At 45.0% G+C, this 24,792-nt stretch carries 19 protein-coding genes; 16 read left to right on the top strand and 3 right to left on the bottom strand.

Going from position 1 to position 24,792, the window contains the following annotated elements:
- Positions 1–359: 359 nt before the first annotated feature.
- The 4 genes from RA178_RS16530 to RA178_RS16515 all read left to right on the top strand — a co-directional run bounded on the left by RA178_RS16530 (position 360) and on the right by RA178_RS16515 (position 3,722).
- Positions 360–767, top strand: coding sequence for a hypothetical protein (locus RA178_RS16530; protein ID WP_306682875.1), 408 nt, complete (start codon positions 360–362; stop codon positions 765–767).
- A 764-nt stretch (positions 768–1,531) separates the two neighbouring features.
- The gene (locus RA178_RS16525) at positions 1,532–1,945 is read left to right on the top strand and encodes a septal ring lytic transglycosylase RlpA family protein (protein WP_263200170.1); all 414 of its coding nucleotides are present in this window, start codon (positions 1,532–1,534) and stop codon (positions 1,943–1,945) included.
- A 304-nt stretch (positions 1,946–2,249) separates the two neighbouring features.
- Complete coding sequence (locus RA178_RS16520; protein ID WP_306682874.1) at positions 2,250–3,107, top strand: sulfurtransferase; 858 nt, start codon at positions 2,250–2,252, stop codon at positions 3,105–3,107.
- A 108-nt stretch (positions 3,108–3,215) separates the two neighbouring features.
- Positions 3,216–3,722, top strand: a complete 507-nt coding sequence (locus RA178_RS16515; RefSeq protein WP_028760887.1) for a DUF2937 family protein — start codon at positions 3,216–3,218, stop codon at positions 3,720–3,722.
- Here RA178_RS16515 and RA178_RS16510 read toward each other — a convergent pair.
- Positions 3,706–5,013: an NAD(P)/FAD-dependent oxidoreductase gene (locus RA178_RS16510; protein ID WP_306682873.1), complete on the bottom strand. Its 1,308-nt coding sequence runs from the start codon at positions 5,011–5,013 to the stop codon at positions 3,706–3,708. The genes RA178_RS16515 and RA178_RS16510 overlap by 17 nt on opposite strands.
- A 236-nt stretch (positions 5,014–5,249) precedes the next feature.
- On the opposite strand from RA178_RS16510, the gene RA178_RS16505 reads away from it, so the two are divergent.
- The 10 genes from RA178_RS16505 to gabT all read left to right on the top strand — a co-directional run bounded on the left by RA178_RS16505 (position 5,250) and on the right by gabT (position 17,715).
- Entirely contained in the window at positions 5,250–5,798 is a 549-nt protein-coding gene (locus tag RA178_RS16505) for a cupin domain-containing protein (RefSeq protein ID WP_028760885.1), read from the top strand.
- Positions 5,799–6,510: 712 nt separating this feature from the next.
- Positions 6,511–7,272: a gamma-glutamyl-gamma-aminobutyrate hydrolase family protein gene (locus RA178_RS16500; protein ID WP_306682870.1), complete on the top strand. Its 762-nt coding sequence runs from the start codon at positions 6,511–6,513 to the stop codon at positions 7,270–7,272.
- A 2-nt stretch (positions 7,273–7,274) separates the two neighbouring features.
- A complete protein-coding gene (locus RA178_RS16495; protein WP_028760883.1) occupies positions 7,275–8,630 on the top strand; it encodes a glutamine synthetase family protein in 1,356 nt (451 codons plus the stop codon).
- Positions 8,631–9,228: 598 nt separating this feature from the next.
- Positions 9,229–10,329, top strand: coding sequence for a polyamine ABC transporter substrate-binding protein (locus RA178_RS16490; protein ID WP_028760882.1), 1,101 nt, complete (start codon positions 9,229–9,231; stop codon positions 10,327–10,329).
- Positions 10,330–10,506: 177 nt separating this feature from the next.
- A complete protein-coding gene (gene potA, locus RA178_RS16485) occupies positions 10,507–11,643 on the top strand; it encodes a polyamine ABC transporter ATP-binding protein (RefSeq protein WP_028760881.1) in 1,137 nt (378 codons plus the stop codon).
- A complete protein-coding gene (locus tag RA178_RS16480; protein WP_028760880.1) occupies positions 11,640–12,545 on the top strand; it encodes an ABC transporter permease subunit in 906 nt (301 codons plus the stop codon). The genes potA and RA178_RS16480 overlap by 4 nt, the downstream gene beginning before the upstream one ends.
- Positions 12,542–13,357, top strand: coding sequence for an ABC transporter permease subunit (locus RA178_RS16475; RefSeq protein ID WP_105249905.1), 816 nt, complete (start codon positions 12,542–12,544; stop codon positions 13,355–13,357). The genes RA178_RS16480 and RA178_RS16475 overlap by 4 nt, the downstream gene beginning before the upstream one ends.
- Before the next feature lie 262 nt (positions 13,358–13,619).
- Entirely contained in the window at positions 13,620–14,906 is a 1,287-nt protein-coding gene (locus RA178_RS16470; protein ID WP_306682867.1) for an NAD(P)/FAD-dependent oxidoreductase, read from the top strand.
- 50 nt (positions 14,907–14,956) lie between these two features.
- The gene (gene gabD, locus RA178_RS16465; RefSeq protein WP_263165588.1) at positions 14,957–16,405 is read left to right on the top strand and encodes an NADP-dependent succinate-semialdehyde dehydrogenase; all 1,449 of its coding nucleotides are present in this window, start codon (positions 14,957–14,959) and stop codon (positions 16,403–16,405) included.
- A gap of 32 nt (positions 16,406–16,437) precedes the next feature.
- Positions 16,438–17,715, top strand: a complete 1,278-nt coding sequence (gabT, locus tag RA178_RS16460) for a 4-aminobutyrate--2-oxoglutarate transaminase (RefSeq protein ID WP_306682865.1) — start codon at positions 16,438–16,440, stop codon at positions 17,713–17,715.
- Positions 17,716–17,858: 143 nt separating this feature from the next.
- On the opposite strand, the gene RA178_RS16455 is transcribed toward gabT, so the two are convergent.
- Positions 17,859–18,869, bottom strand: coding sequence for an LLM class flavin-dependent oxidoreductase (locus tag RA178_RS16455; RefSeq protein ID WP_306682863.1), 1,011 nt, complete (start codon positions 18,867–18,869; stop codon positions 17,859–17,861).
- 512 nt (positions 18,870–19,381) lie between these two features.
- Positions 19,382–20,947 (bottom strand): peptide MFS transporter, encoded by a 1,566-nt coding sequence (locus RA178_RS16450; protein WP_028760874.1) that lies wholly within the window; start codon positions 20,945–20,947, stop codon positions 19,382–19,384.
- A gap of 419 nt (positions 20,948–21,366) precedes the next feature.
- On the opposite strand from RA178_RS16450, the gene mak reads away from it, so the two are divergent.
- Both mak and RA178_RS16440 read left to right on the top strand, forming a co-directional pair.
- Positions 21,367–22,263 carry a fructokinase gene (gene mak, locus RA178_RS16445; RefSeq protein ID WP_028760873.1) on the top strand — a complete coding sequence of 299 codons (897 nt, stop codon included), beginning with the start codon at positions 21,367–21,369 and terminating at the stop codon, positions 22,261–22,263.
- A gap of 230 nt (positions 22,264–22,493) precedes the next feature.
- The gene (locus RA178_RS16440; RefSeq protein WP_306682860.1) at positions 22,494–24,614 is read left to right on the top strand and encodes a methyl-accepting chemotaxis protein; all 2,121 of its coding nucleotides are present in this window, start codon (positions 22,494–22,496) and stop codon (positions 24,612–24,614) included.
- Positions 24,615–24,792 lie beyond the last annotated feature (178 nt).

Below are 24,792 nucleotides of genomic sequence, written 5' to 3'. Positions count from 1 at the left end.
AAACCTCTTTTCATATTACATGGAAAGAGGTTTTTTATTTTTTGTAGCTCAAGGCGTCCCCATTTTTCTAAGCCATATTTCACTTGTAAAATCTGCATCTGTTACCGTGAATAAAATGTTACCGTCTTGATTCGTAATGTTGTTGCTCATTTATACCCGATAGAATATTGACTTTAAACACTCCCATTAATATCTAAATTTACTTCCATTCTTATCTGCGTCATAAATATCGTAAGTTATCGCTTATAAATTTGTGGCTTTCAAACATTACCATTAATGAATTTAGTCATAGAGTGAAAAGTGTTGTAAGTTATTTGTGATATTATAGGGTGCTTAGAGCATTGAATAAGAAGGCAAGTATGCACAATGTAGAAGAGTTTGGGGCAATCGTCAGTAAAGCTCTAGATAGTTACAAATCCGATTTTATGGAACTTGTTAGGGAATATGCGACTTTTTGTAAAAATCAAGGTGAGGCATATTGCGATTTTTTTGTCGATATAGCCTCTATGATGAATGGCGCATGGCTTTTAACCGCAGTATGTGAGTTTGAGGATGTTTCAGAATTTAAAGCCTTTAATTGGTATCAATTATTGAATGTTGATATAGACAATATGCCAGAAGATGATTTGTTCTCCCTACAAAAAAAGCTATATGAAATCGGTTATATTTGGTTGGTGGAGCAATTGATTTCCTCTAAAAAAGAAATAAAAAGTATCGAAATTAGGTTGTTTCATAATGGCAGCAATGAATACCAATCTTTGGCATAATTAGCTTCTAACAGAGCTAAACGACATCAGTCACTGGGCTCATTGGATAGAATTTTTTGTGTGTGGTTATGTCATACCGTTGGTAGTATTTACCTCTAGGGCAAGTATGAAGAACTTTATTAGCAAAGATCTAGATATTGAAGAGTTTAAAAAAAGATTCGATAACACCAGAGAAAGTTTTATAAATTCTCTAAAAACAGCAAGTAAAGGTTATCGAAATGTAAGGTTCTTCGCTTGTGATGAAAGTGGAGTCCCCATTAAATGGGTATGAGATGATGAAACGTTCACACATAACTGGGAAGAGGGCACTCTTGAAGATGCTATTCAGTTTGCCCGTCACATGATAAATAGTGGAATGTATTTTGCGTTTATGGGTTGTTTGTCTGGTTCCAGTGATCTTGATATTTGGCTGACCACCTTTGAAAACCCCATAAAGAAACCTACATGGCCAAGTGGTAAAGAACCCAAATTTGAGATTATCCATGAAGTGTTAACTCGTTAGGGCTTTGTTTACCGATCTAAATTAGGAAACAAAGCCTCGTTATGACTGCATATTTTATCTCAACGTAAGAGCATTCACCTGTAAATACGTGATTTTAGCGTGCAACTGCTGTAGCCTCGTGGAAATTTATTGTTTCTTATTTTGATCTTTTAGAATGCAAGCTTAGAGCTTTGCCATCTAAGGTTGTTGGTTATTTTCCCCGAGACTTTTGTTGAGCCTTTCGCTCGTCAGCAAAGCGTTCACTCATTAGAGAGGGTGTCATGTGAATACACTTCAAAACCCAATTAGGCAGTTCAATGTCGTCAAACTATTTGTACTGGCATTGCTAAGCTTTTTGGCCGGCTGTTCTTCAATGCAGACGGGTGAGAATGGAAACTGGGTGGGATTCACGGAAGCTGGTCAGGCTTCATTTTATGGGGATAAACATCAGAATAAGCAGACGGCCAGCGGTGAACTTTACAAACATAAATTAAAGACAGCAGCGCATAAAAAGTTACCCTTTGGCTCGAGTGTTAAGGTCACCAATGTCGATAATGGCAAAAGTGTGATTGTAAAAATCAATGATAGAGGGCCTTTCGTGCGTGGCCGCATTATTGATCTGTCTAAATCGGCGTTCAGTAGCATAGGCAACACTTCTTCTGGCTTGATTGACGTGAAAATTGAAGTCATTAAATAGCGGCTATTTTGAAAACAGTTGTCTCGAAACGGACTTTTGCGAAAACGGCTATCTCGAACACGGCCATATCGACAGGATCGTTTTGAAAGCAGCATCATTAAAATGAGCAGTTTGAAAGCACTCTCTTCAAAACGCGGCTTCGCCGCAATCTAATGATTGAATGCACTAATAATTGAGCGCATAAAACCGAGTCCACGCTTTTAAAGAAATATCAAAACAGGCAATTTGTTAAGCCGATATTTGGGCTTTACGGTATTTGGTGAGAGACTAGCGGCAGACTTGGATAACAGTAAAAGGACCCGCTATGGAATACCCACTTGTTAGTACGCAGTGGCTCGAAGCACATCTCACCGATCCTCATTTAGTCTTGCTCGATGCCAGTATGGAAACCGTTATTGGTAAAGAACCCCTAGTTTACGATGAGCCTATTTGCATTCCGCGCTCACGTCGATTCGACTTGGAAAATGTGTTTTGCGATAAAACTTCAACTCAAATCCATGCCTTGCCGACGTTTGAGCAATTTAGCCAAGGGATAGCCCAACTTGGAATTGAAGCCGACAGTGTTATCGTTATCTATGATAACCAAGGCATTTATTCATCTCCACGGGCGTGGTGGACCTTTAAAGTTATGGGCTTTAGTCGAGTCTATGTGCTTGATGGTGGCTTGCCTCAATGGATAGAAGAAGACCGCATTACCTCATCGCGTTATCAAGCCGAAGGCGTCGATTATGGCCCGACGGATATCGATACTTTGGCGGATGTGCTGCAATACCACCCTGAGCTTGTGATGGATGCGCAAGCTGTCCTATCAAGAATTGAAGATGCCGAAACGGCGATTGTCGATGCCCGTGGTGCGCCACGCTTTTTAGGGCAAGTGAGTGAGCCGCGCCCCGGTGTGCGCTCAGGGCATATTCCTCGTTCTGTTAACTTACCCTTCGCTCAAGTGCTCGATGGCAATAAAATCAAAACGACCAGTGAGCTACAGGCTATTTATCAAGGGCTAGCAGCGGATAAATCCGCAAGGATATTCAGCTGTGGTTCTGGGATTACGGCGTGTATTTTGATCTTAGCTTCGGTCGCCGCGGGGCATAAAAATCCTATCCTCTATGACGGTTCATGGGCGGATTGGGGCAGCCGTAACGATCTGCCGATAGAGTGTTAATTGAGTATCACCATTGAAATTAGTGCTGTAGATTAATTAAGTTAGCGTGGTTTTTGTTGAACATCATGTGACTTTTACGTCGTTTGGCGAAATGCCAAGGAGAAACCTTTGATAGCGAGATTGATCGATAAGTTGGTATTTGGATTTATTTTAGTGATTGCCTTACAGTTACCACAACTGGCTGATCATTATCAGCAATTTTTATCAGGCCTTTATGAATCGACTCGATGGCAGGTGGAAGGTTACGAGGCAACGGCTAAGGAATATCATTACGCCGATGTTGATGCCATGATTGCCCGCCATCAGCAAAATGAGGAGCCAAGTGTGCGTGCCGACGCTGAGCAAAAGGTACAGACACTGGCGCTTTATAAAGCGTTAACACAGGGCGTGGCGATCTTTAATACGGGCAATTTGTTTGAGAAAACTGCCTATATGTTTAACCCTGTTCGCTTTGATTATCTTGAGAAAACCATCAGTAACTTTAAGCCAGGGATACCTTTAACTTCTAGTGGTATTGGCTTTGGCGTCTTGGTGGCTTTAGTCGTGCATTATCTTGGGTCTATCCCTTTTATCCTGTGGGCAAGGCGTAACAAGCGACTTAAAACAAGTCCTTAAATCTGTGATACAGCATGCCTGCAGCGAGTATAGGTGAGCGGAATGTTGGGCCGCCGGGGAAGGTGATGTGTTTGATTTTAGCGAACACATCGAAATGTCCCGCCTGTTGGCAAATAGCCTCGGCAAGCAGTTTTGCCGCCATGTGAGTGGCATTCACGCCGTGTCCCGCATAGGCTTGGGCGTAAAAAATATTATTTGCATCGGGAAGGCGACCAATTTGTGGCATACGGTTAGCACCGATACCTATCATACCGCCCCATTCATAATCGATACGCACGCCTTTTAACTGCGGGAACACCTTCTCAAGATTCGGTCTCAGTGCCGCTTCAATATCCTTGGGATCTTTACCCGAATAGGTACAAAGGCCACCAAACAGCAAACGACGATCTGCGGATAAGTGAAAGTAATCTAAGGCAATTCGCATATCCGCGAAGGCCATGTTTTGCGGGATAATACTCGCGCATTGGGCCTCAGTTAAGGGCTCTGTTGCCAATAAATAACTGCCTGCAGGTAATACTTTCCCCCCTACAAAGCTATTAAGTTTGTGGCCGATATAGGCATTGCCCGCCAGCACTAAGTATTGGCATGTGACTTCGCCCTTAGCGGTAATGACCTTAGGTTTGGCGCCTTGAATGATTTTTTCAGCAGCGCTGTACTCAAACAACCTAGCACCGAGATTGCGGGCGACGCGTGCCTCACCCAGGGCAAGATTAAGTGGGTGTAGATGACCGCTACCCATATCAACTAGCGCGCCTTGATAAAAATCTGAGCCTATGACTTCACCTAATTGTGGCTTAGTTAACAGCTTGATTTCTTGCTGATAACCCATGGCCTTGAGTGCGCTAAATTCTTCTTCAAGCTCATCCATGTGACGAGGTTTAACCGCTAAGTCGCAGTAACCCATTTGCAGATCACAGTCGATACTGTGTTCTTGTATGCGATTTCGCACAATTTCGACGGCTTCAAAGCCCATCTGTTGAATTGCTTGAACACCTTCAGTGCCGATTTCACTTTGAAATTGCGAAGGGTCATGGCCTATGCCGCGAATGAGTTCTCCGCCATTACGCCCCGATGCGCCCCAGCCAATTCGCCTCGCTTCTAACAGCACAACACTCATACCGCGCTGCGTGAGTTCTATGGCGGTATTGATACCGCTAAAACCGCCGCCCACTATGCAGACATCGACACTGATATTGCCTTCGAGTTGTGGGTGAGCGTAAATTTCTTTTGCAGTATCAACATAATAAGAGTGTGGATACTGTTCACTGTGCACTGGAGGTTTGCTTGCCATTATGGCTCCCAAAAATTGTTTTTATTGTAAATTGGACTTGTCTCAGTATACTCATCACACTTTTAACATGACGCAAAAAAGTGTTCGTTTTATTTAACACGCTTTTTATGTAGAATACAATGAAAGCAGTAAAACACGCGCTTTTTGGGCGAAAATGCGTTCTGGATGGTGTTTATCCTGAACAACCTGTTCGTCATCTATCGGGATTGACCCGAGCCTTTAGGGGGATGTGAAATTTGGATATTGGAGCCAGCCTCAAAACTGTTCGAAAAATGAAAGGCTTATCTCAACGAGAATTAGCCAAACGTGCTGGTGTGACTAACAGTACGATTTCAATGATCGAGAAAAACAGTGTTAGCCCGTCAGTCAGCTCTTTAAAAAAAGTGCTGTCGGGTATCCCGATGTCTTTAGTGGACTTTTTCTCCATTGAAGCCTCAACGGATAGTGAGCAAAAGGTCGTCTATCGATCCAATGAATTACTGAATATCGGTACTGGGCCACTTGAATTCAAACTGATTGGCCGTGATTACCCGAACCGCGCAATGTCAGTGATGAATGAGATTTATCCACCCGGTTCAGATACGGGTGAAGAGATGCTAAAGCACGAAGGTGAAGAGGCCGCTATGGTGATAGAAGGTAAATTCGAACTCACTGTTGGGGATGAAGTGTATATTTTGGAAGCGGGTGACAGTTATTATTTTAACAGTGAATTGCCCCATAGATTCCGCAATCCCTTCGATGAACCTTGTCGCCTAGTGAGTGCGACTACGCCTGCAAACTTCTAATTAAGTCATTAACTTACCATATTATTCAACATATTAGGCCACTTATTCGCTAAAAGTGAGTGGCGTAATACTGTTATTCAACATTCCTGCGGATTTATACCAATCACATTAAATATCTAATCAGTTCAGAGCCTCACAGGCATTTCAATCCAAGGCGCATTGACGCAGAAATGGTCATTCCCTTTTAAGTCAATGCAACACCGGAGTGGTATGCCTGTGAGGCTCCCGAAGGGCGGCTGATGTTCACTACATGGCAACGCGCTTTATACTACGTTCAAGGTTTTCGACAGAGCACCACTATGCCTTCAAGCCTTCGCCTTGTCTAAAGCGCGTTGAACTCCCGCTGAATGAACAGATATTTAATACGATTGGTATTACCTACTTTTTAACCCTGTCATATTGGTTATGTATCCTCTTCTTTGTGTAAATAATATTGGTTCAAATTTGCTTCGAATACGGTTTAATTTACTCGGTACAAGTGAGTTTTATGCTGGTGTAACTGCCGGTTTATATACATGAATTAGCGATAAATGGGGTAAATATACATTTAACTACATGTTATTTATGCTTATTAAGAATAAGTGGATTAAATAACCTTTAACAAGTGTTTAACCTCTTGCCTAGTGCTAAATTTCGGTGTACTGTGTGAAAAAATGAACATTTAAAGGCAAAGTGTTCGTTATGCTAGTAAAATCAATTCTAAAGGTGAGATATGTCAGCCGATTTACCCCTCATAGGTGTTATTGCATGCAATCAACAATTGGGATCACACTCCTTTAATATTGTTGGTGAAAAATACCTTTTAGGCGTAGTTAATGGCGCTAAAGGCTGGCCGTTAGTGATCCCATCTTTAGGTGGCGATTTACCGATAGACGCTATTTTAGAGCGTCTTGACGGTATTTTGTTTACTGGCTCTCCTTCTAATGTAGAACCCCATCTTTATGCAGGCCAGCCGAGTGAGCTTGGTACACACCATGATCCTAAACGTGACGCGACAACTTTGCCGCTGATCCACGCTGCTATTGCTGCTGGGGTACCTGTATTAGGTATTTGTCGCGGTTTTCAAGAAATGAATGTGGCTTTTGGTGGCAGTTTGCATCAGAAGCTCCATGAGGTGGGTGGCTTTATTGAACATCGAGAAGATAAAACCGCATCCTTAGATGTGCAGTATGGGGCTTCTCACAGTATTACTGTTGAGCCCGGGGGGCTTATTTACGAGGCCTGGGGCCGTAACTCTGCAGAGATTAACTCTGTACATACTCAAGGCGTGGAGCGCCTGGGTGTTGGGTTGCGGCCAGAAGCTTATGCTCCAGATGGGTTAGTGGAGGCTTTCTCCGTAATTGGTACTAAAGAATTTGCCCTCGGTGTGCAATGGCATCCAGAGTGGAAGGTGAGCGAGAATCCGTTTTACCTCTCCATTTTCAATGCCTTCGGTGATGCATGCCGACGTAGGGCTACAACTCGAGTGAAATAATAATGAATAAGCTAATCGCTTTTTTAAAAGAACGAAAAATCACAGAAGTCGAATGTGTTATCAGTGACATGACTGGCATCGCCCGCGGCAAGATTGCTCCAGTCGATAAGTTTCTCGATGAAAAAGGCATGCGTTTGCCCGAAAGTGTGTTGTTGCAAACTGTGACCGGTGATTTTGTCGACGAAGAGATTTACTACAGTTTGCTCGATGCAGCCGACATCGATTTTGTTTGTGTACCCGATGAAAATGCCGTTTTTATGTTGCCTTGGACCATCGAAGCCACGGCACAGGTTATCCACGATTGCTACGACAGAATGGGTAATCCTATTGAGCTGTCACCACGTAACGTATTGAAAAAAGTCTTGTCTCTCTATGACGAACAGGGCTGGGAACCTGTTATCGCTCCCGAAATGGAGTTCTATTTGACTCGTCGTAGTGACGACCACGATTTACCCCTAAAGCCTCCAATTGGTCGTTCAGGCCGCCCCGAAGCGGGTCGCCAGTCATTCTCTATTGATGCTGCCAACGAATACGATCCTATGTTTGAAGACATGTATGATTGGTGTGAGCTTCAAGGTTTAGATATCGATACTTTAATCCATGAAGATGGTCCCGCACAGATGGAGATTAACTTCAGCCATGGCAATGCATTATCTTTAGCTGATCAAGTGTTTATCTTTAAACGCACTTTACGGGAAGCCGCGCTGAAGCACGATGTGTGTGCCACTTTTATGGCAAAACCTGTGACGGATGAACCTGGCAGTGCGATGCATATTCATCAAAGCGTGATCAATAAAGAGACGGGCAAGAATATTTTCACCAATGAAGATGGGACTAAGAGCAAGCTATTCTTGGGATATATTGCAGGTCTACAAAAATTCATTCCTGAGTTGCTGCCACTGATGGCGCCAAATGCGAACTCATTTCGTCGTTTCCTCCCCGGCACTTCGGCACCTGTAAACTTAGAATGGGGCGATGAAAACCGTACCTGTGGTTTACGCATTCCAGAATCTTCACCACAAAACCGTCGCATTGAGAACCGCATTCCCGGCGCCGATGCTAACTGTTATTTGGCGATTGCCGCGAGCTTGTTGTGTGGCTATATCGGCATGGTTGAGTCGCTAAAACCTTCGACTCCTGTGCAAGGTAAAGCCAATGAAAGCCGTAGCAATAATACCCATTGTTTACCGCTTACATTAGAGGAAGCATTAGCGGCGATGGAAGAAAGTGATGCCTGTAAGCAATATTTAGGCGAATCCTTCACCACTGGATTTGTTGCGGTAAAACAGGCTGAACTTGAAAACTTCCGCCGTGTTGTCAGCTCATGGGAACGTGAATTCCTATTACTCACTGTGTAATGTTTTGGATTGATTGCACTGACCGTGTTGCCGCGTTAACCCAAGGAATAAGGGGTTAACGTTGGCCATAACGATACTGATGTGTGCACTGTTTTAGTGAGGTTGCACTTAACTGGTGCAACTCGCTTGTTAAATAATATGATGGTTTTTAATGGCTTGTCCGTTAAAGTGAATATTCAATTCCATCGCTTGTCTGCTAGGGAAGTAAAATAGGATTAACAATTTTAAGTTGTTCGCTTACTAGCGTTACTAACTAATTGTTAGTCATATTTAAAATGTGTTTATCTAAGTGTTTTTTGCGATTGCTTAGGGACTTGAGGCATTTGCCTTAATGTTGCAAAATGTACAAGCAGTGTCATATCTAGTCTATTTTTTTGAGTGTTAATGCAATACCGATGCCTCGAAAATTTGGCACGAAACCTGATACTTAACAAATTGCAGCAAGATATAAAGTAGGCATGGTTATCATGTCGTAGAGACTGCCGATGCGGTTTTTAAGGTGTAGCATTGGTCGAAAATAACAACAATATCCGGGCAGCCCGGTGACACAATGTCAGAATTTGCTTAAGCAGTTCTGCTACCCGAGAAAGGAGAAAGCATGAAGCTATTTAATAAGATGACCACATTAGCGCTGGTGACTGCGAGCGTATTTGCGAGCGCAGTGGCCCAAGCGGAAGAAGTGGTTCGCGTGTATAACTGGTCAGATTATATCGCGGAAGATACCTTAGAAAACTTCAAGAAAGAAACGAGCATTAGGGTAATTTACGATGTATTTGATAGTAACGAAGTGCTTGAGGCTAAATTACTGTCTGGTCGTAGTGGCTACGATATCGTTGTACCTTCTAACCACTTTCTCGCTAAGCAAATCAAAGCGGGTGCTTTCAAACCTTTAGACCGTGCTAAGTTACCTAATTTTAAAAATTTAAATCCAGCCCTGATGAAGTTGCTTGAAAAAGCCGATCCGGGTAACCAATATGCCGTGCCTTATTTATGGGGAACCAATGGCATTGGTTACAACATAGATAAAGTGAAAGCCGCTGTGGGGGAGGATGCGCCATTTAACTCAATGGAACTGATCTTCAATCCTAAATACGCTGAAAAAATTTCTAAGTGTGGCTTTGCTATGTTGGACTCTGCCGACGATATGGTGCCACAGGCGATGATTTATTTAGGCTTAGATCCTAACAGCACTAAGGCTGAAGACTATGAAAAAGCGGGTGAGTTACTGGAAAAAATTCGTCCTTATGTGACGTATTTCCATTCTTCACGTTATATTTCTGACTTAGCGAACGGTGACATCTGTGTCGCTTACGGTTTCTCCGGTGACGTATTCCAGGCGAAGGCCCGTGCTGAAGAAGCAAAAAATGGCAATAAGATTGGCTACTCCATTCCAAAAGAAGGTGCCAATCTGTGGTTCGATATGTTAGCTATCCCTGCTGATTCAACGAACGTCGATAATGCACTCACGCTGATTAACTATTTTCTACGTCCAGAAGTCATAGCGCCTATCTCTAACTATGTGGCCTATGCTAACCCGAACGATCCCGCTCAACCTCTGGTTGATGAGGCTATCCGTACCGATCCTGCGATCTATCCACCACAAGAAGTGTTAGACAAACTTTATATCGGTGAAATTCGTCCTTTGAAAATTCAGCGCGTATTAACCCGTGTTTGGACCAAAGTGAAGTCAGGACAATAGTCGATAGGGGGCAAGCCTAGCTTGCCCCCAGCTTGGCAAACTTCTATGTCCAATCCTATGCATAGTTAATCCACGTATAGGATTTGACACAGTTTGTTTAACCACTTTTCATTCATTAATCGTGTTGAACCTAGAGTTTGAGCGTATCTACGCCTCATTTTCGGGTGGAGAAGTACTATGGCAATCACCTCGAGCGTCACCAATAAACCGACAACAAAGACGCAAGAAAAAGTACTGCTCAAGATTGAGCGGGTAAGCAAATTATTCGATGACGTGCGGGCTGTCGACGATGTGTCATTAACTATCAATAAAGGCGAAATTTTTGCCTTACTTGGCGGCTCTGGCTCGGGTAAGTCAACACTATTACGTATGTTGGCGGGTTTTGAAAAGCCCACCTCTGGCCGTATTTTCCTTGATGGGGAAGATATCACCGATTTACCGCCATACGAACGTCCCATCAATATGATGTTTCAATCCTATGCTTTGTTTCCCCACATGACAGTGGCACAAAACATTGCATTTGGTTTGAAGCAAGACAAGCTGCCTAAAGCCGAAATTGAACAGCGTGTGCAAGATATGCTGAAACTCGTGCATATGGAGCAATACGGTAAGCGTAAACCGCATCAGTTATCCGGTGGTCAGCGCCAGCGTGTTGCACTGGCCCGTTCACTGGCGAAACGGCCTAAATTATTACTGCTCGATGAGCCTATGGGCGCATTGGATAAAAAACTACGTACCCAAATGCAGCTAGAAGTGGTTGAAATCCTTGAGCGTGTCGGCGTGACCTGCGTGATGGTGACCCACGATCAGGAAGAAGCCATGACAATGGCAGGTCGAATTTCGATCATGAGTGATGGCTGGATTGCTCAAACTGGCTCGCCAATGGATATTTACGAAAGCCCTAACAGCCGCATGATTGCCGAGTTTATCGGTACTGTGAATTTGTTTGGTGGCGCGATTGAAGTAGATGAAGTCGACCATCTGATCATTAAATCTAATGATTTGGCTCAACCTTTCTATGTCGGTTATGGCGTCACGACTAACGTTGAAGATAAGAATGTTTGGTTAGCAGTGCGTCCTGAAAAGACCATTATTAGCCGTGAGCAGCCTGAAGGTCAGTACAACTGGGCGAAAGGAATCGTGCATGATATCGCGTATTTAGGCGGTATTTCAGTCTATTACATTCGTTTAGAGAATGGTCAAATCGTACAGTGCAGTATGACTAATCGTGAACGCCGAGCTGATCATGCCACATGGGATGACGAAGTGTTCATTAGTTGGGAGGACACCAGTGGCGTGGTGTTGAGATCATGAAGAAACCCATTAAATTAAAGTGGCTTAAGGGCCGCTTCTGGACCATAGGTATTCCCTACGCTTGGCTGCTGCTGTTTTTTGCCCTACCGTTTGCGATTGTCCTTAAACTGAGTTTTTCGACGGCGGCGATTGCTATTCCGCCCTATGAAGCAACATTCCAATATGCTGACGATGTATTAAATATCTTCCTGCATTTGGGTAACTATTTGATGTTGCTCGATGATTCGCTATATTACATGGCTTATCTCAGCTCATTGAAAATGGCGTTAATTTCGACCTTGGGCTGCTTGATTATTGGCTACCCAATGGCCTATGCCATTGCCCGTGCCCCTGCGCGGTTGCAAACCGTGCTGCTGCTGTTAGTTATGTTGCCTTCTTGGACCTCATTTTTAATCCGTGTTTACGCTTGGATGGGGATCTTAAGTAACACAGGGATCATCAACAATTCACTGATGTGGTTGGGGATTATTTCTGAGCCGTTACAGATCCTCAATACCAATATTGCCGTGTATATCGGCATTATCTATGCGTATTTACCCTTTATGATTCTGCCCTTGTACGCCACCTTAGTGAAACTTGATATGAGTTTGATTGAAGCTGCGTCTGACTTAGGTTCGAGCCGTTTGAATACCTTCTGGAAAATCACCTTCCCGCTGTCAAAAAGTGGTGTGATTGCTGGTTCTATGTTGGTGTTTATTCCTGCCGTGGGTGAGTTTGTGATCCCTGAGCTACTCGGTGGTCCCGATTCCTTGATGATAGGTCGAGTGTTATGGCAAGAGTTTTTCAATAACCGCGACTGGCCTGTGGCTTCGTCACTGGCGATTGTGATGTTGGGTCTATTGATTATTCCGATTACTTTATTCCATCGCTATCAGGCGCGTAGTTTGGAGAAAGACCTATGAAAAAATTAAGCTTTTCTTCAGTGATGCTCTGGTTTGGCTTGTTTTTCTTGTATGCACCTATGTTAGTGCTGGTGATTTATTCCTTTAACGACTCTAAATTAGTGACGGTATGGGGCGGATTTTCACCTAAATGGTATGGCGAGTTATTTCAAGACCAACAGATTTTAGATGCTGTATGGACCAGCCTGCGGATAGCGTTTTATAGCTCAACTATGGCGGTCATTATCGGTACTATGGCAGCCTTTGTGATGACACGCTTTAAGCGTTCATGGGCAAAACTGACCCTGTCGAACATGATTACTGCACCGCTGGTAATGCCTGAAGTGATCACTGGTCTGTCTTTGCTTTTACTGTTTGTGCACATGGCAGATTTGTTGGGCTGGCCCAGAGAGCGTGGCATGATGACAGTGTGGATTGCACACTCAACATTTTGTGCTGCCTATGTGGCTGTGGTGGTGTCTTCAAGATTGCGCGAGCTTGATATGTCAATCGAAGAGGCGGCAATGGACTTAGGGGCAACACCGCTCAAGACTTTCTTCTTGATCACTGTGCCTATGATTTCGCCGGCGCTGGTGGCGGGTTGGTTGTTGTCATTCAGTTTGTCCTTAGACGATTTAGTGATCGCAAGCTTTGCCTCAGGCCCTGGTGCAACGACCTTGCCTATGGTGGTGTTCTCTTCGGTACGTTTAGGGGTTTCCCCTAAGATCAATGCCTTAGCGACGCTGATCATACTGTGTGTTTCACTCATCGCTTTCCTTTCTTGGTATATGGCAAGACGGGCAGAGAAACGCGACCGTACACCAATGAACTAGTTAGCTTAATTTTGGGATGGCTTTGGTATTGCCAAAGCCATCCTTGATATTTGTCACCGCTCCCATCACCCGCTTTGCTTTGCAGGCTAGTCCTGTTACTCAAGATCACCAGAATTGAATCACTGAGCTAAAAATAATCTCGTGTTTGATATATCAAACAAAATGTAAATTATTGCGCTTTTCTGGCTAGTGTTTCGTTTTATGAAGGTGTAGGATGTGATGGCTGTTTAAAATAATGAACATTAGAATTCAAGGGAACAACATGTCTGCCATAGCTCACGCTGGATCATATTATGCGGCATCGGCCAACGATAAGGTTGAACGTCCGCGTCTACAGGAATCGATTGAAGCCGATGTTTGTGTGATTGGCGCAGGTTATACAGGCCTTTCTGCCGCGCTGCATTTATTAGAATCTGGCATGAGTGTGGTGGTGTTAGAAGCCGCTCGCATTGGCTGGGGCGCCTCGGGCCGTAATGGCGGACAAATCGTTAATAGTTATAGCCGTGATATTGATACTATTGAAAAAACAGTCGGTAAAGAACAAGGTAAACTCTTTGGTCAAATGGCCTTTGAGGGCGGGCAAATCATCCGTGATCGTATTGCTAAGTATAATATTCAATGCGATCTAAAAGAGGGTGGCGTGTTTGCCGCGATGAACGAAAAGCAAATGGGCCATCTACGCCATCAAAAACAACTGTGGGAAAGCCACGGCCATGTTAATCAGCTCGAACTTCTCGATGCTAAAGGTATTCGCGGTGTGGTAAATACTGAGCGTTATGTCGGTGGTCTACTCGATAAAAGCGGTGGCCATATTCACCCGCTTAATTTAGCCCTAGGCGAAGCGCGCGCGGTTGAATCCCTCGGCGGTAAAATTTTTGAAGACTCAGCAGTGCTGAGTGTCGATGAAGGCGATAGCCCAGTTGTGCATACGGCGCAGGGCAGTGTAAAAACCAAGTTTGTGGTCGTGGCGGGTAACGCCTATCTGGGTAAATTAATGCCAGAGCTGCAGGCAAAATCTATGCCCTGCGGCACGCAAGTGATTACCACAGAGCCTTTGAGTGCCGATCTGGCTGCGAGCTTATTACCACAGGATTACTGCGTCGAAGATTGTAACTATCTGCTCGATTATTTCCGTCTGTCTGGCGACAAGCGAATGATTTACGGTGGAGGCGTAGTGTATGGCGCCCGCGATCCGGCGGATATCAAATCGATCATTATTCCGAATATGCTCAAAACCTTCCCGCAATTAAAAGATGTGAAGATCGATTATGCGTGGACAGGTAACTTCCTCCTGACGCTATCGCGCCTGCCACAGGTCGGTCGTATCGGTAAGAACATCTATTATTCACAGGGTTGCAGTGGCCACGGTGTCACTTATACCCATCTGGCGGGCAAGTTACTGGCCGAGATGCTCAACGGCCAAGCCACGCGCTTCGATGCCTTTGCTGCATTGCCACATTATCCTTTCCCCGGCGGTCACGCACTTCGCGTCCCTTTTAGTGCTATCGGAGCTTGGTATTACACGTTAAGAGACAAACTAGGTCTTTAACATCATCACTTTTAAGAAGCTAAGTAGCTTCATAATACGAGGAAATCCTTGTGCAATTAAATGATCCGAGTTTGCTACGTCAACAGTCTTTTATTAATGGTCAATGGTGTGATGCCGTTTCTGGTGACACGCTAAAGGTGGTTAATCCCGCAACGAATGCCGTGATTGGCTACGTTCCTAATATGGGACAAGTTGAAACTGAAATGGCGATTAAGGCGGCAGAAGCGGCTTTACCTGCATGGCGAGCGCTCACAGCCAAAGAGCGCGGCGCTAAGTTAAGGCGTTGGTTTGAATTACTCAATGAAAACAGTGATGACTTAGCATTGCTCATGACGACTGAGCAGGGTAAACCGCTGGCAGAAGCGAAAGGTGAAGTAACCTATGCCGCTTCGTTTATCGAGTGGTTTGCCGAAGAAGCGAAACGTATTTATGGCGATACCATTCCTGGGCATCAAGGGGATAAGCGCTTGATAGTAATTAAGCAGCCTGTCGGTGTAACCGCCGCGATTACGCCGTGGAACTTTCCTGCGGCTATGATCACCCGCAAAGCCGCTCCAGCGTTAGCTGCGGGTTGCACTATGGTGGTAAAACCTGCGCACCAAACACCCTTTACCGCATTAGCGATGGCTGAACTTGCTAAGCGTGCCGGTATTCCTGCGGGCGTATTTAGTGTGTTAACGGGTGATGCGGTGCAGATTGGTAATGAAATGTGCAGCAACCCGATAGTGCGTAAGCTGTCTTTCACTGGCTCAACCAATATCGGTATTAAATTAATGGCGCAATGTGCGCCTACCTTAAAAAAACTGTCGCTAGAGCTTGGCGGCAATGCACCATTTATCGTATTTAACGATGCCAATATCGATGCCGCTGTCGAAGGCGCCATGATAGCTAAATATCGTAATGCCGGCCAAACCTGCGTCTGCGCTAACCGCATTTATGTGCAAGACGGTGTATACGACGAGTTTGCCTTAAAACTTAGCACTGCTGTTGGCAAGCTTAAGGTCGGAGAGGGCATCAACGAGGGCATCACTACGGGTCCGTTGATCAATGCTGCCGCGGTCGAGAAAGTACAAAGTCACCTTATCGATGCTATCGCTAAAGGCGCCTCTGTGATCGCGGGCGGCAAAGTTCATGATCTTGGCGGTAATTTCTTCGAGCCAACCGTGCTCACCAATGTCGATAAAAGCATGCTTGTTGCCCGCGAAGAAACCTTTGGTCCACTCGCGCCGCTGTTTAAATTCAGCGATGTCGACGATGTGATTAAACAAGCTAATGATACTGAATTTGGCCTCGCCGCCTATTTCTATGGTCGCGATATTTCATTGGTGTGGAAAGTCGCCGAAGCCTTGGAATATGGCATGGTTGGGGTCAACACTGGCTTGATTTCGACGGAAGTCGCACCTTTTGGCGGGATGAAATCTTCAGGGCTTGGCCGCGAAGGCTCTAAGTTCGGTATCGAAGAATATCTAGAAATCAAATACATCTGCATGTCCGTTTAATACGGCCCGATTTGGCGAGTGAGGAAGACTAAATGACAACAACCAATGATTCATTGATGGCACGTCGCCAAGCCGCAGTTGCGGGTGGTGTCGGGCAAATTCACCCTATTTTTACCGCCCGCGCCGAAAATGCGACTGTGTGGGATGTTGAAGGTCGCGAGTTTATCGATTTTGCGGGCGGCATTGCCGTGCTCAATACGGGTCACCTTCATCCTAAAGTGAAGGCGGCGGTTGCGGCTCAGCTGGATAATTTTTCCCATACCTGTTTTATGGTGCTCGGCTACGAGAGCTATATCCAAGTATGTGAAAAGCTCAATCAACTGGTTCCTGGGGATTTTGCCAAGAAGACGGCACTATTCACTAGTGGTTCAGAAGCGGTTGAAAACGCAGTTAAAGTGGCGCGTGCCTATACCAAACGTGCTGGTGTGATTGCGTTTACCTCGGGCTACCATGGTCGCACTATTGCGGCTTTGGCATTGACCGGAAAAGTCGCGCCTTACAGTAAAGGTATGGGGCTGATGTCGGCGAATGTGTTCCGCGCTGAGTTCCCGTGCGAAATGCATGGCGTGTCCGATGACGATGCTATGGCCTCGATTGAACGTATCTTTAAAAATGATGCCGAGCCGAGTGATATCGCCGCCATTATTTTAGAGCCAGTGCAGGGCGAGGGCGGTTTCTACGCTGCATCGCCCGCCTTTATGCAACGTTTACGCGCATTATGCGACCGTGAAGGCATTATGCTGATCGCCGATGAAGTGCAAACAGGCGCGGGCCGTACAGGCACTTTCTTCGCTATGGAGCAAATGGGGGTTGCTGCAGATATCACGACCTTTGCCAAATCTATTGCGGGTGGTTTTCCACTCTCGGGCATTACTGGCCGCGCCCAAGTCATGGACGCAGTGGGTCCTGGTGGTCTTGGCGGTACTTATGGTGGTAATCCGTTAGCGTGCGCTGCTGCGCTTGCTGTCATTGAAGTGTTTGAAGAAGAAAAGTTGCTAGAAAGGGCCAATGCCATTGGTGAGCGAATTAAGTCTGCCCTGAATGTAATGCAGGTCGAACATGCGCAAATCGCCGATGTGCGTGGTTTAGGCGCTATGATCGCCATCGAATTGATGGAAGAGGGTAAACCTGCACCGCACTATTGCGCGCAAGTGTTGGCTGAAGCTCGTAACCGTGGATTGATTTTATTATCTTGCGGTACTTACGGTAATGTGCTGCGTATTTTGGTGCCATTAACGGCGCCGGATGCACAAATTGATGCAGGCCTTGGTATTCTTAACGCCAGCTTTAATGCCGTACTGAAAAGCTAATATCACTTTGATATAAAAACGGTTTTAGATAAAAGCTTTGCCCAATAAAAATCCCGCTTCGGCGGGATTTTTATTGGGGGCGATTGTTTTGGAATTGGCTGTTTTTACTGCCAGTGACTTTCAGCACTCATTAGTTAAATGAATCACCACTTTTTAATATCCATTAGGATCTGTAATGCTTTTTTGCGTTTATCAAGATCATACAAGTCATTGGTGAAGATAAACTCATTCACGCCGAGTTCTTTGACGATCATTTCCAAACGATGCTTAATCGTCGCTGGGCCACCAGTAACTGATAAACCTAAGAAGTTATCGACATAGGTTTCTTCTTGCGCACTCCATAAGCCATCCATAGTATCAACTGGTGGCTTTAGCCATAACTCGTGACCACGGATAAGTGCCAGCACGCGCTGTTTTGAGGTCGTGCCCAAATATTGCGCCTCTTCATCTGTATCGGCGGCAACTAACGGTAAGCCAAGCATCACATAGGGTTTATCAAGCACTTGAGAAGGTTTAAAGTCGCGGCGATAGATTTCAATCGCATCGTAGAGAAAGCGTGGTGCAAAGTGGCCCGCAAACACATAGGGCAAGCCGCGCTGCGCCGCTAACTGTGCGCTAAAAAGACTCGAGCCCAATAACCAAATTGGCACATTAGTACCTTCTCCGGGAATCGCTCGCACCGCATGACGACCATTGTAAGGGCCAAGTAGAGTTTGTAATTCACTGACTTCTTCAGGGAATTGTTCGGCGCGACTGGTATCACGGTTCAGTGCTCGGCTGGTAATTTGATCGCTGCCGGGCGCGCGGCCCAGTCCTAAATCGATTCGACCAGGATATAAGCTTTCAAGGGTACCGAACTGTTCGGCGACCACTAAAGGCGCATGGTTTGGCAGCATAATCCCACCCGCGCCGACGCGAATACGCTGAGTATTGCCAGCAATATAGCCAATTAATACCGAGGTCGCCGCGCTAGCGATACCGGGCATATTATGGTGTTCGGCAAACCAAAAACGATTAAAGCCGAGTCTGTCGGCTTCCTTGGCATACTGCAAACTGCTGTGCAGTGTTTCACCCACGGTTGAGCCTTGGCGCATGGGCGCGAGTTCCAATAGCGAGAAGGGAATATCGGCCAATATTGATGTCTGTTCTGACATAGTGTCTCCAAGTGACTGCCGTTTTTGCTAGCGACAACAAGAGGCGCTAACTGTGTTAGTCGCATAGTGAAGAACAAGCGTTAATGGCTCAGTCTTGATGAATAAAAGATATTCAGTGTTATTGATATGGGGCTAAGTTCCATGCTTCTCAAGCTTGAACGACTGACTCTTTTCCCTTCGTTATTTCATTAGTCATGTCAATTTGAGTTTGCACTTGAGCAGCGCTATTAAACCGAGTGCGTCCGAGTCCATACTTGCTTTGTAACAAATCGAGGGACTGAAGTCATCTGCGTGTGAGGGCCGATAATGTGGAACTGAAGTTCTTATTCTCAGCAACTCAGCGCTAAGCCAGTCACAGTAGAATTGCATGACTTTCGCTAAAGCTCATTTGGTTATGAGTAGCAATATAAGGGTATAAACGATGTTGAATGAAGTGATAAAAAAACTGCCGATAGCAGGGCTATCGGCAGTTAATGTTATGCAATAGAAAAATCGCTATTGTCAGTCGAGCATTACTGCTCGGCTTTCACATCCCGTAGCGATGCCGCAGCACTTTCATTAATATCATGATCAGCAGCATTGTTATGTGAATGGTGAGTCTCAGTCAGGCGACGCATCAGAGGTAATACCGCAAGTGCGATAAAGGTACAGACCACAGCGGCTATACCCAATTTATTAAACAGACTTGTGTATACGGGCAAGGTTTGCAGTGGGTCGACTAAATCTTTTGGCACACTGGCGAAGTTAGCGACCACACCGCCCAGATACTGTGAAATACCTGAGGCGACGAAATAGGCGCCCATCATAAAGCCGCCCATACGCGCAGGTACGTAGCGGGCAATCATGGCTAGACCAAGACCACTTACTAGTAATTCACCTAAAGAGTAAGAGGCATAGCCCCAGATCATGATCCATGAAGAGGTTTTACCGTTGACGGCAAATTGGCCCGCAAAGCCATAGATAAAGAAGCCAATCGCCACAACGGCAAAACCAAGAGCAAACTTCGCCGCGATAGAAAAGTCTTTATCATTGCGTCCAGCCCACGAATAGCTCCATGCGAGTACTGGACTTAATACCATAATCCATAATGGATTTAATGCTTGGAACTGGGCAGGTGACCAAGTCCACAAGTGGGTACCAAAAACTTGAAAATCCCAATCCACGTTACGCAGGGCAAACAGCGCGAGTGACGTTGACATTTGTTGATAGAAAATAAAGAAGAACACGGTTTGCACGGTAAGGATCAGTGCTGCAATCAGTCCAGCTCTTTCACTGGTTTCGCTGGTGCGGATCAAGTGGAAGAAGATTGCCAATACGGCTACGCCTGCTGCATAAACGAAGACGCGCGCAACAGCTTCGTATTCAAGAATAATGGCTGAAGCGACAACTGACAATGCGGATAGACCCAATACAATCGCGAGGTTTTTCTTGTTCACTGGGCGAGTGTCTGGCTCAGAACCGTAATGGACTAGACTCTTACGCATGAGTGCATAGTTACCTAACCCCACCAATATACCGACACAGCACACGGCAAATGCTGCGTGCCAGCCAAATTCGTTACCATACTGGGCGTTAACGTAATCTTTAATCCAAGGCGTGAGCAACATAGAGAAGGTCGAACCCACGTTTACCGCCATGTAATAGATGGTAAAAGCACTGTCGATTTTAGAATCGTCACCTTCATAGATTTTACGGACTAAGTTACCCGCATTCGGCTTGAATAGGCCGTTACCGACCACAATCACGCCGAGCGCTGAAAACATAAACCACGTATTTTCAGTGGGTACGGCCATTAGCGCATAACCCAGAGAGAGGATCCCCGCACCGAGCAGCATAGTGCGTTTGGTGCCGAGGATTTTATCCCCAACCCAGCCACCAATTGCCGGTGATACATAAATAAGTGCCGCACAGGCACTCCATACTAAGTTTGCACGTGAGTCATCAAAGCCAAGGCGCTGCACCATAAAGTACACAATCAGCGCTTGCATGCCGTAATAACCAAAGCGTTCCCATAATTCGATAAGAGACACAGTCATAAATGAATGTGTTTTACTTACCGGAGCAGTCCCAATAGTCATATCGCTTGCTTCCAACATTGTTGTTTTAATATTTGAGCTCAAAAGTATAAGGCGATAACCAATTCAAACCAATGGCAGACATAGGCAAAAACAGACTTTGTTACAAATGACCTTATCCATTTTAAGGTGGATTTAAGCGGGGACAGTTCTATCCAAGTTTTTCTGCTGCGGATAAATCAAGGAACATTCGCAGTACTATCGGATAAGCAGATAATGGCATGTGCAGGTATGCGCTATGGTGTATTTAAATACATTGAGGTTGATTGCTGTTTGTCCAGCAGGCATAGTGCGCTTGGAAATTCTAATGTAGATAACTTTAAAACGAAAAGTTCTACTTAGCAGCGTCTCTACAGTTGCAGATATGCATCAGGTTGTTAATGCACCGCTTTGCGTTAAATATATTTAAACGGAGTATATGAATGTTACGAATTGGTATCGATCTTGGTGGCACAAAAATCGAGGTAGTCGCATTAGATAGCGATGGTAACGAAGTCTTTCGTAAACGCATCCCGACACCGAGAGAATATGTTGCGACAGTCAATGCTTTGGTTGCATTGGTAACTGAAGTTGAAGACAGCCTGCAGCAAACCGCCACTATTGGAATTGGTATTCCTGGGGTTGTTTCTCCTTTTACTGGCCTAGTAAAAAATGCTAATTCAACTTGGATCAATGGTCATCCACTCGATGTAGATCTGGGGACTCGATTAAATCGTAAAGTAAAAATTGCTAATGATGCGAACTGTTTTGCCGTATCAGAAGCGGTAGATGGCGCTGCCGCAGGAAAGTCCGTTGTATTTGGTGCCATTATTGGAACGGGATGTGGTGCTGGTATCGCCATCAAAGGCCAAGTACATGATGGTGGCAATGGTATTGGTGGTGAGTGGGGCCATAATCCTTTACCGTGGATGAAAGCCGATGAATTTAATACCACGACGTGTTTTTGTGGTAATAGAGACTGTATCGAAACGTTTATATCTGGAACAGGCTTTGTTCGCGACTTTCGCGCTGCAGGCGGTGTTGCTGACAGCGGTATTGAAATTGCCCAAATGATGCAAGCGGGAGATCCGCTGGCAACTCAAGCATTTAACCGCTTTATTGATCGTTTAGCCCGTTCATTGGCCCATGTGATCAATATGATGGATCCTGATGTTATCGTCCTTGGCGGCGGTGTGTCTAACATTGATGCTATTTATACCGAATTACCAAAAATTTTGCCGCTCTATGTGGTTGGCCGAGAGTGCCACACACCTGTTGTTAAAAATTATTATGGTGCTTCATCGGGGGTGCGTGGCGCCGCTTGGTTGTGGGGACGCTAATCCTAGACTCAATCAAGAATAGTGTTTGATATTAAAGGCTGAATTCATTTATTTGAATTTGGCCTTTTTTTTATTTAGTCATTCAAAAGTTTTACATTCCATTGACAACTCTTTATCTTAAGTACTGGTAATTCTTACCCTAAGTGCTATTTTTAATGCTGTATAGAAAGTATAAAAATAAAGTAGATCAAAATAATTACGCTATTGTCGTTCTCTTGGGAGTTTACTAGATGAAGCATTTGTCCATCAGTACTAAGTTGTTGTGGATTACATCAGCATTATTTTTATCGATAGTGGCTATTTTATCTATCAGTTTATGGTGGACACTGTCGGCTCAAAACGCGCAATTATCGGATCAAGTTCAAAATACCCTACAAACTGAAACGCGGGATAAACTCGAAGCCCGCGCCGGTGAATATGGTGAAATGGTCGCTGGATTTATTAACGAAGCCTATCGTATTCCTTACTCTTTTGCCGGTATGGTGGAGAGTACAGCAGAAGAACTTCCCTTAAAGCGTGATCGTTTAGAACTCACTGTGGCGGCTGTGCTTAAGAAAAATGCGCAAGTTTCCTCCATGTATGCCCAGTTTGAACCTAATGGTTATGATGGGCTCGATACTGAGTTTCTGAATATTAATTCCAGCCACAGTGTCACGACATCGGGTGTGCTAGAGGTTTACTATACCCGTGATGACAATGGCACTGTTGCACATCAACAGGTTGAAGATTCAGCAGAAAAATACCTTACTAGCCTAAATGAATTTGGGATCCGTGATGCAGAATGGTATTTATGCGGTAAAGAAACCCTAAAGCCCTGTCTAATGGAGCCGTATTTATACGAAATCACTCCCGGTAACAAAGCATTAATGACCTCGCTAACTGTGCCTGTGCTTAAGCGTAAACAGTTTATCGGTGTGGTCGGTGTTGATTTAAACTTACCAGTCTTTCAAACTCTTATCGATAAGTTATCTAAGAGCCTCTACGATGGGCAAGCGAAAGTAACTTTATTGAGTACCCGAGGTTTAGTGGTTGCAGCAAGTCATTACAGCAAAAAGGCTCGTCCTTTAGCTGAGTCAATAAATCCAGCTATAGCCTCACAAATCATCTCGTTACACAAGAACTCGGGTTACATGGTTAACGATGATGAAATTATTGTTGCCTACCCAATTAAGATCCCTTTAGCGAATGCCGAGTGGTCCTTAGTGATCCAAGTGCCGACTGCACAGGCGTACAAGAGTTCGATTGTGTTGAATAATGATATGGATGAAATGGCAAATTCCTTGGGAAGTTTATTGCTCATGGTCGGTGTTGTCGTGTCGATTGCTGCTGTGATTACGATTAGCCTAGTGATCCGTAGCATTATTTCACCCTTAAAGATGATCCAAGGCCGTGTAGAACACTTGGCAAGCGCTGATGGCGATTTAACGCAATCGATAGAAGTGGACTCCCATGCAGAGTTGATTGCGTTAGCAAAAGGTTTCAACTCCTTTATTTATAAACTGAAAAACTTGATTGCCGAGCTTAAAACCCTCGCGAGTCGTTCTCAGGAAGAAAGCCAAGCTTCAGCGAAAATTGCCCAGCTCACGCGTGATAGTGTCAATCGTCAATATGGTGAAATTGAGAGTGTGGTAACGGCCGTAAACCAAATGAGTGCCACCGCACTTGAGGTTGCTAAGGCGTCTGAGCAAACCGCTGCAGAAACAGAAGCTATGTCACGCAACATTCGTCACAGTGAAGAAAGTCTGACTAAGGCGATGGGCTTTGTGGCGACTATGTCTAAAGAGTCAATGGAAGCTAAGCTGGCCGTGAGTAAAGTCGCAGACAGCAGTATGAATATTAGTCGTATTCTTGAGGTGATCAGCTCTATTGCCGCACAAACAAACCTGCTGGCACTAAATGCGGCGATTGAGGCGGCGAGAGCGGGTGAACAAGGACGGGGTTTTGCTGTGGTGGCGGACGAAGTCCGTGCGCTGGCATCTAAGACTCAAAGCTCGACGAATGATATTAGTACTCTTATTGATGCACTGCAAAAAGAAGTTCAAAGTGCTTCTGGCATCATAGATAAAGGCGCTGAACGGGCACAAATGGCCGTATCTCAAACTGAGCAAGCGCTGAACTCATTGAACTCTATGGTGAGTCAGATTGAAGAAATTTCGGGCCAAGTGACCCATATCGCGGCAGCGGCAGAAGAGCAGAGCGCGGTGACTGAAGAGGTTAATCGCAATATTACAGGCATTTCTGATTCGGCTTCTGAACTTGCGCGTCTTGCGGGTGAAGCACAGCAAAGCAGTGTAGTTTTAGCAAACTTAGTGAAGCAGCAACATGAGCAGTTAGGCAAGTTAAAAACCTAGCACTCAGATATTTGTGGAATTAGCTCATTGATTTTAAATAGGCTCTTTGATTGTGTTGCTGCTTAACACTTATCAAAGAGCCTATTTTTATCGATATTTAAATAACATCGAATAGGCTAAAAATTTAAAACAGTTCAGCGAGGGGGAATGTGTAAATACACGGATATTGTGTGATAAC

This window comes from Shewanella oncorhynchi (assembly GCF_030848765.1).
Lineage (GTDB): Bacteria > Pseudomonadota > Gammaproteobacteria > Enterobacterales > Shewanellaceae > Shewanella > Shewanella oncorhynchi.
This window is presented reverse-complemented; position numbering and strand designations above follow the sequence as displayed.

Coding starts and splice junctions, on each gene's coding strand:
- RA178_RS16530 (WP_306682875.1), top strand. CDS start 360: ATGCACAATGTAGAAGAGTTTGGGGCAATCGTCAGTAAAGCTCTAGAT.
- RA178_RS16475 (WP_105249905.1), top strand. CDS start 12,542: ATGAAAAAATTAAGCTTTTCTTCAGTGATGCTCTGGTTTGGCTTGTTT.
- mak (WP_028760873.1), top strand. CDS start 21,367: ATGTTACGAATTGGTATCGATCTTGGTGGCACAAAAATCGAGGTAGTC.
- RA178_RS16480 (WP_028760880.1), top strand. CDS start 11,640: ATGAAGAAACCCATTAAATTAAAGTGGCTTAAGGGCCGCTTCTGGACC.
- RA178_RS16495 (WP_028760883.1), top strand. CDS start 7,275: ATGAATAAGCTAATCGCTTTTTTAAAAGAACGAAAAATCACAGAAGTC.
- gabT (WP_306682865.1), top strand. CDS start 16,438: ATGACAACAACCAATGATTCATTGATGGCACGTCGCCAAGCCGCAGTT.
- RA178_RS16510 (WP_306682873.1), bottom strand. CDS start 5,013: ATGGCAAGCAAACCTCCAGTGCACAGTGAACAGTATCCACACTCTTAT.
- RA178_RS16455 (WP_306682863.1), bottom strand. CDS start 18,869: ATGTCAGAACAGACATCAATATTGGCCGATATTCCCTTCTCGCTATTG.
- RA178_RS16500 (WP_306682870.1), top strand. CDS start 6,511: ATGTCAGCCGATTTACCCCTCATAGGTGTTATTGCATGCAATCAACAA.
- RA178_RS16450 (WP_028760874.1), bottom strand. CDS start 20,947: ATGACTATTGGGACTGCTCCGGTAAGTAAAACACATTCATTTATGACT.
- RA178_RS16470 (WP_306682867.1), top strand. CDS start 13,620: ATGTCTGCCATAGCTCACGCTGGATCATATTATGCGGCATCGGCCAAC.
- RA178_RS16440 (WP_306682860.1), top strand. CDS start 22,494: ATGAAGCATTTGTCCATCAGTACTAAGTTGTTGTGGATTACATCAGCA.
- potA (WP_028760881.1), top strand. CDS start 10,507: ATGGCAATCACCTCGAGCGTCACCAATAAACCGACAACAAAGACGCAA.
- RA178_RS16490 (WP_028760882.1), top strand. CDS start 9,229: ATGAAGCTATTTAATAAGATGACCACATTAGCGCTGGTGACTGCGAGC.
- RA178_RS16520 (WP_306682874.1), top strand. CDS start 2,250: ATGGAATACCCACTTGTTAGTACGCAGTGGCTCGAAGCACATCTCACC.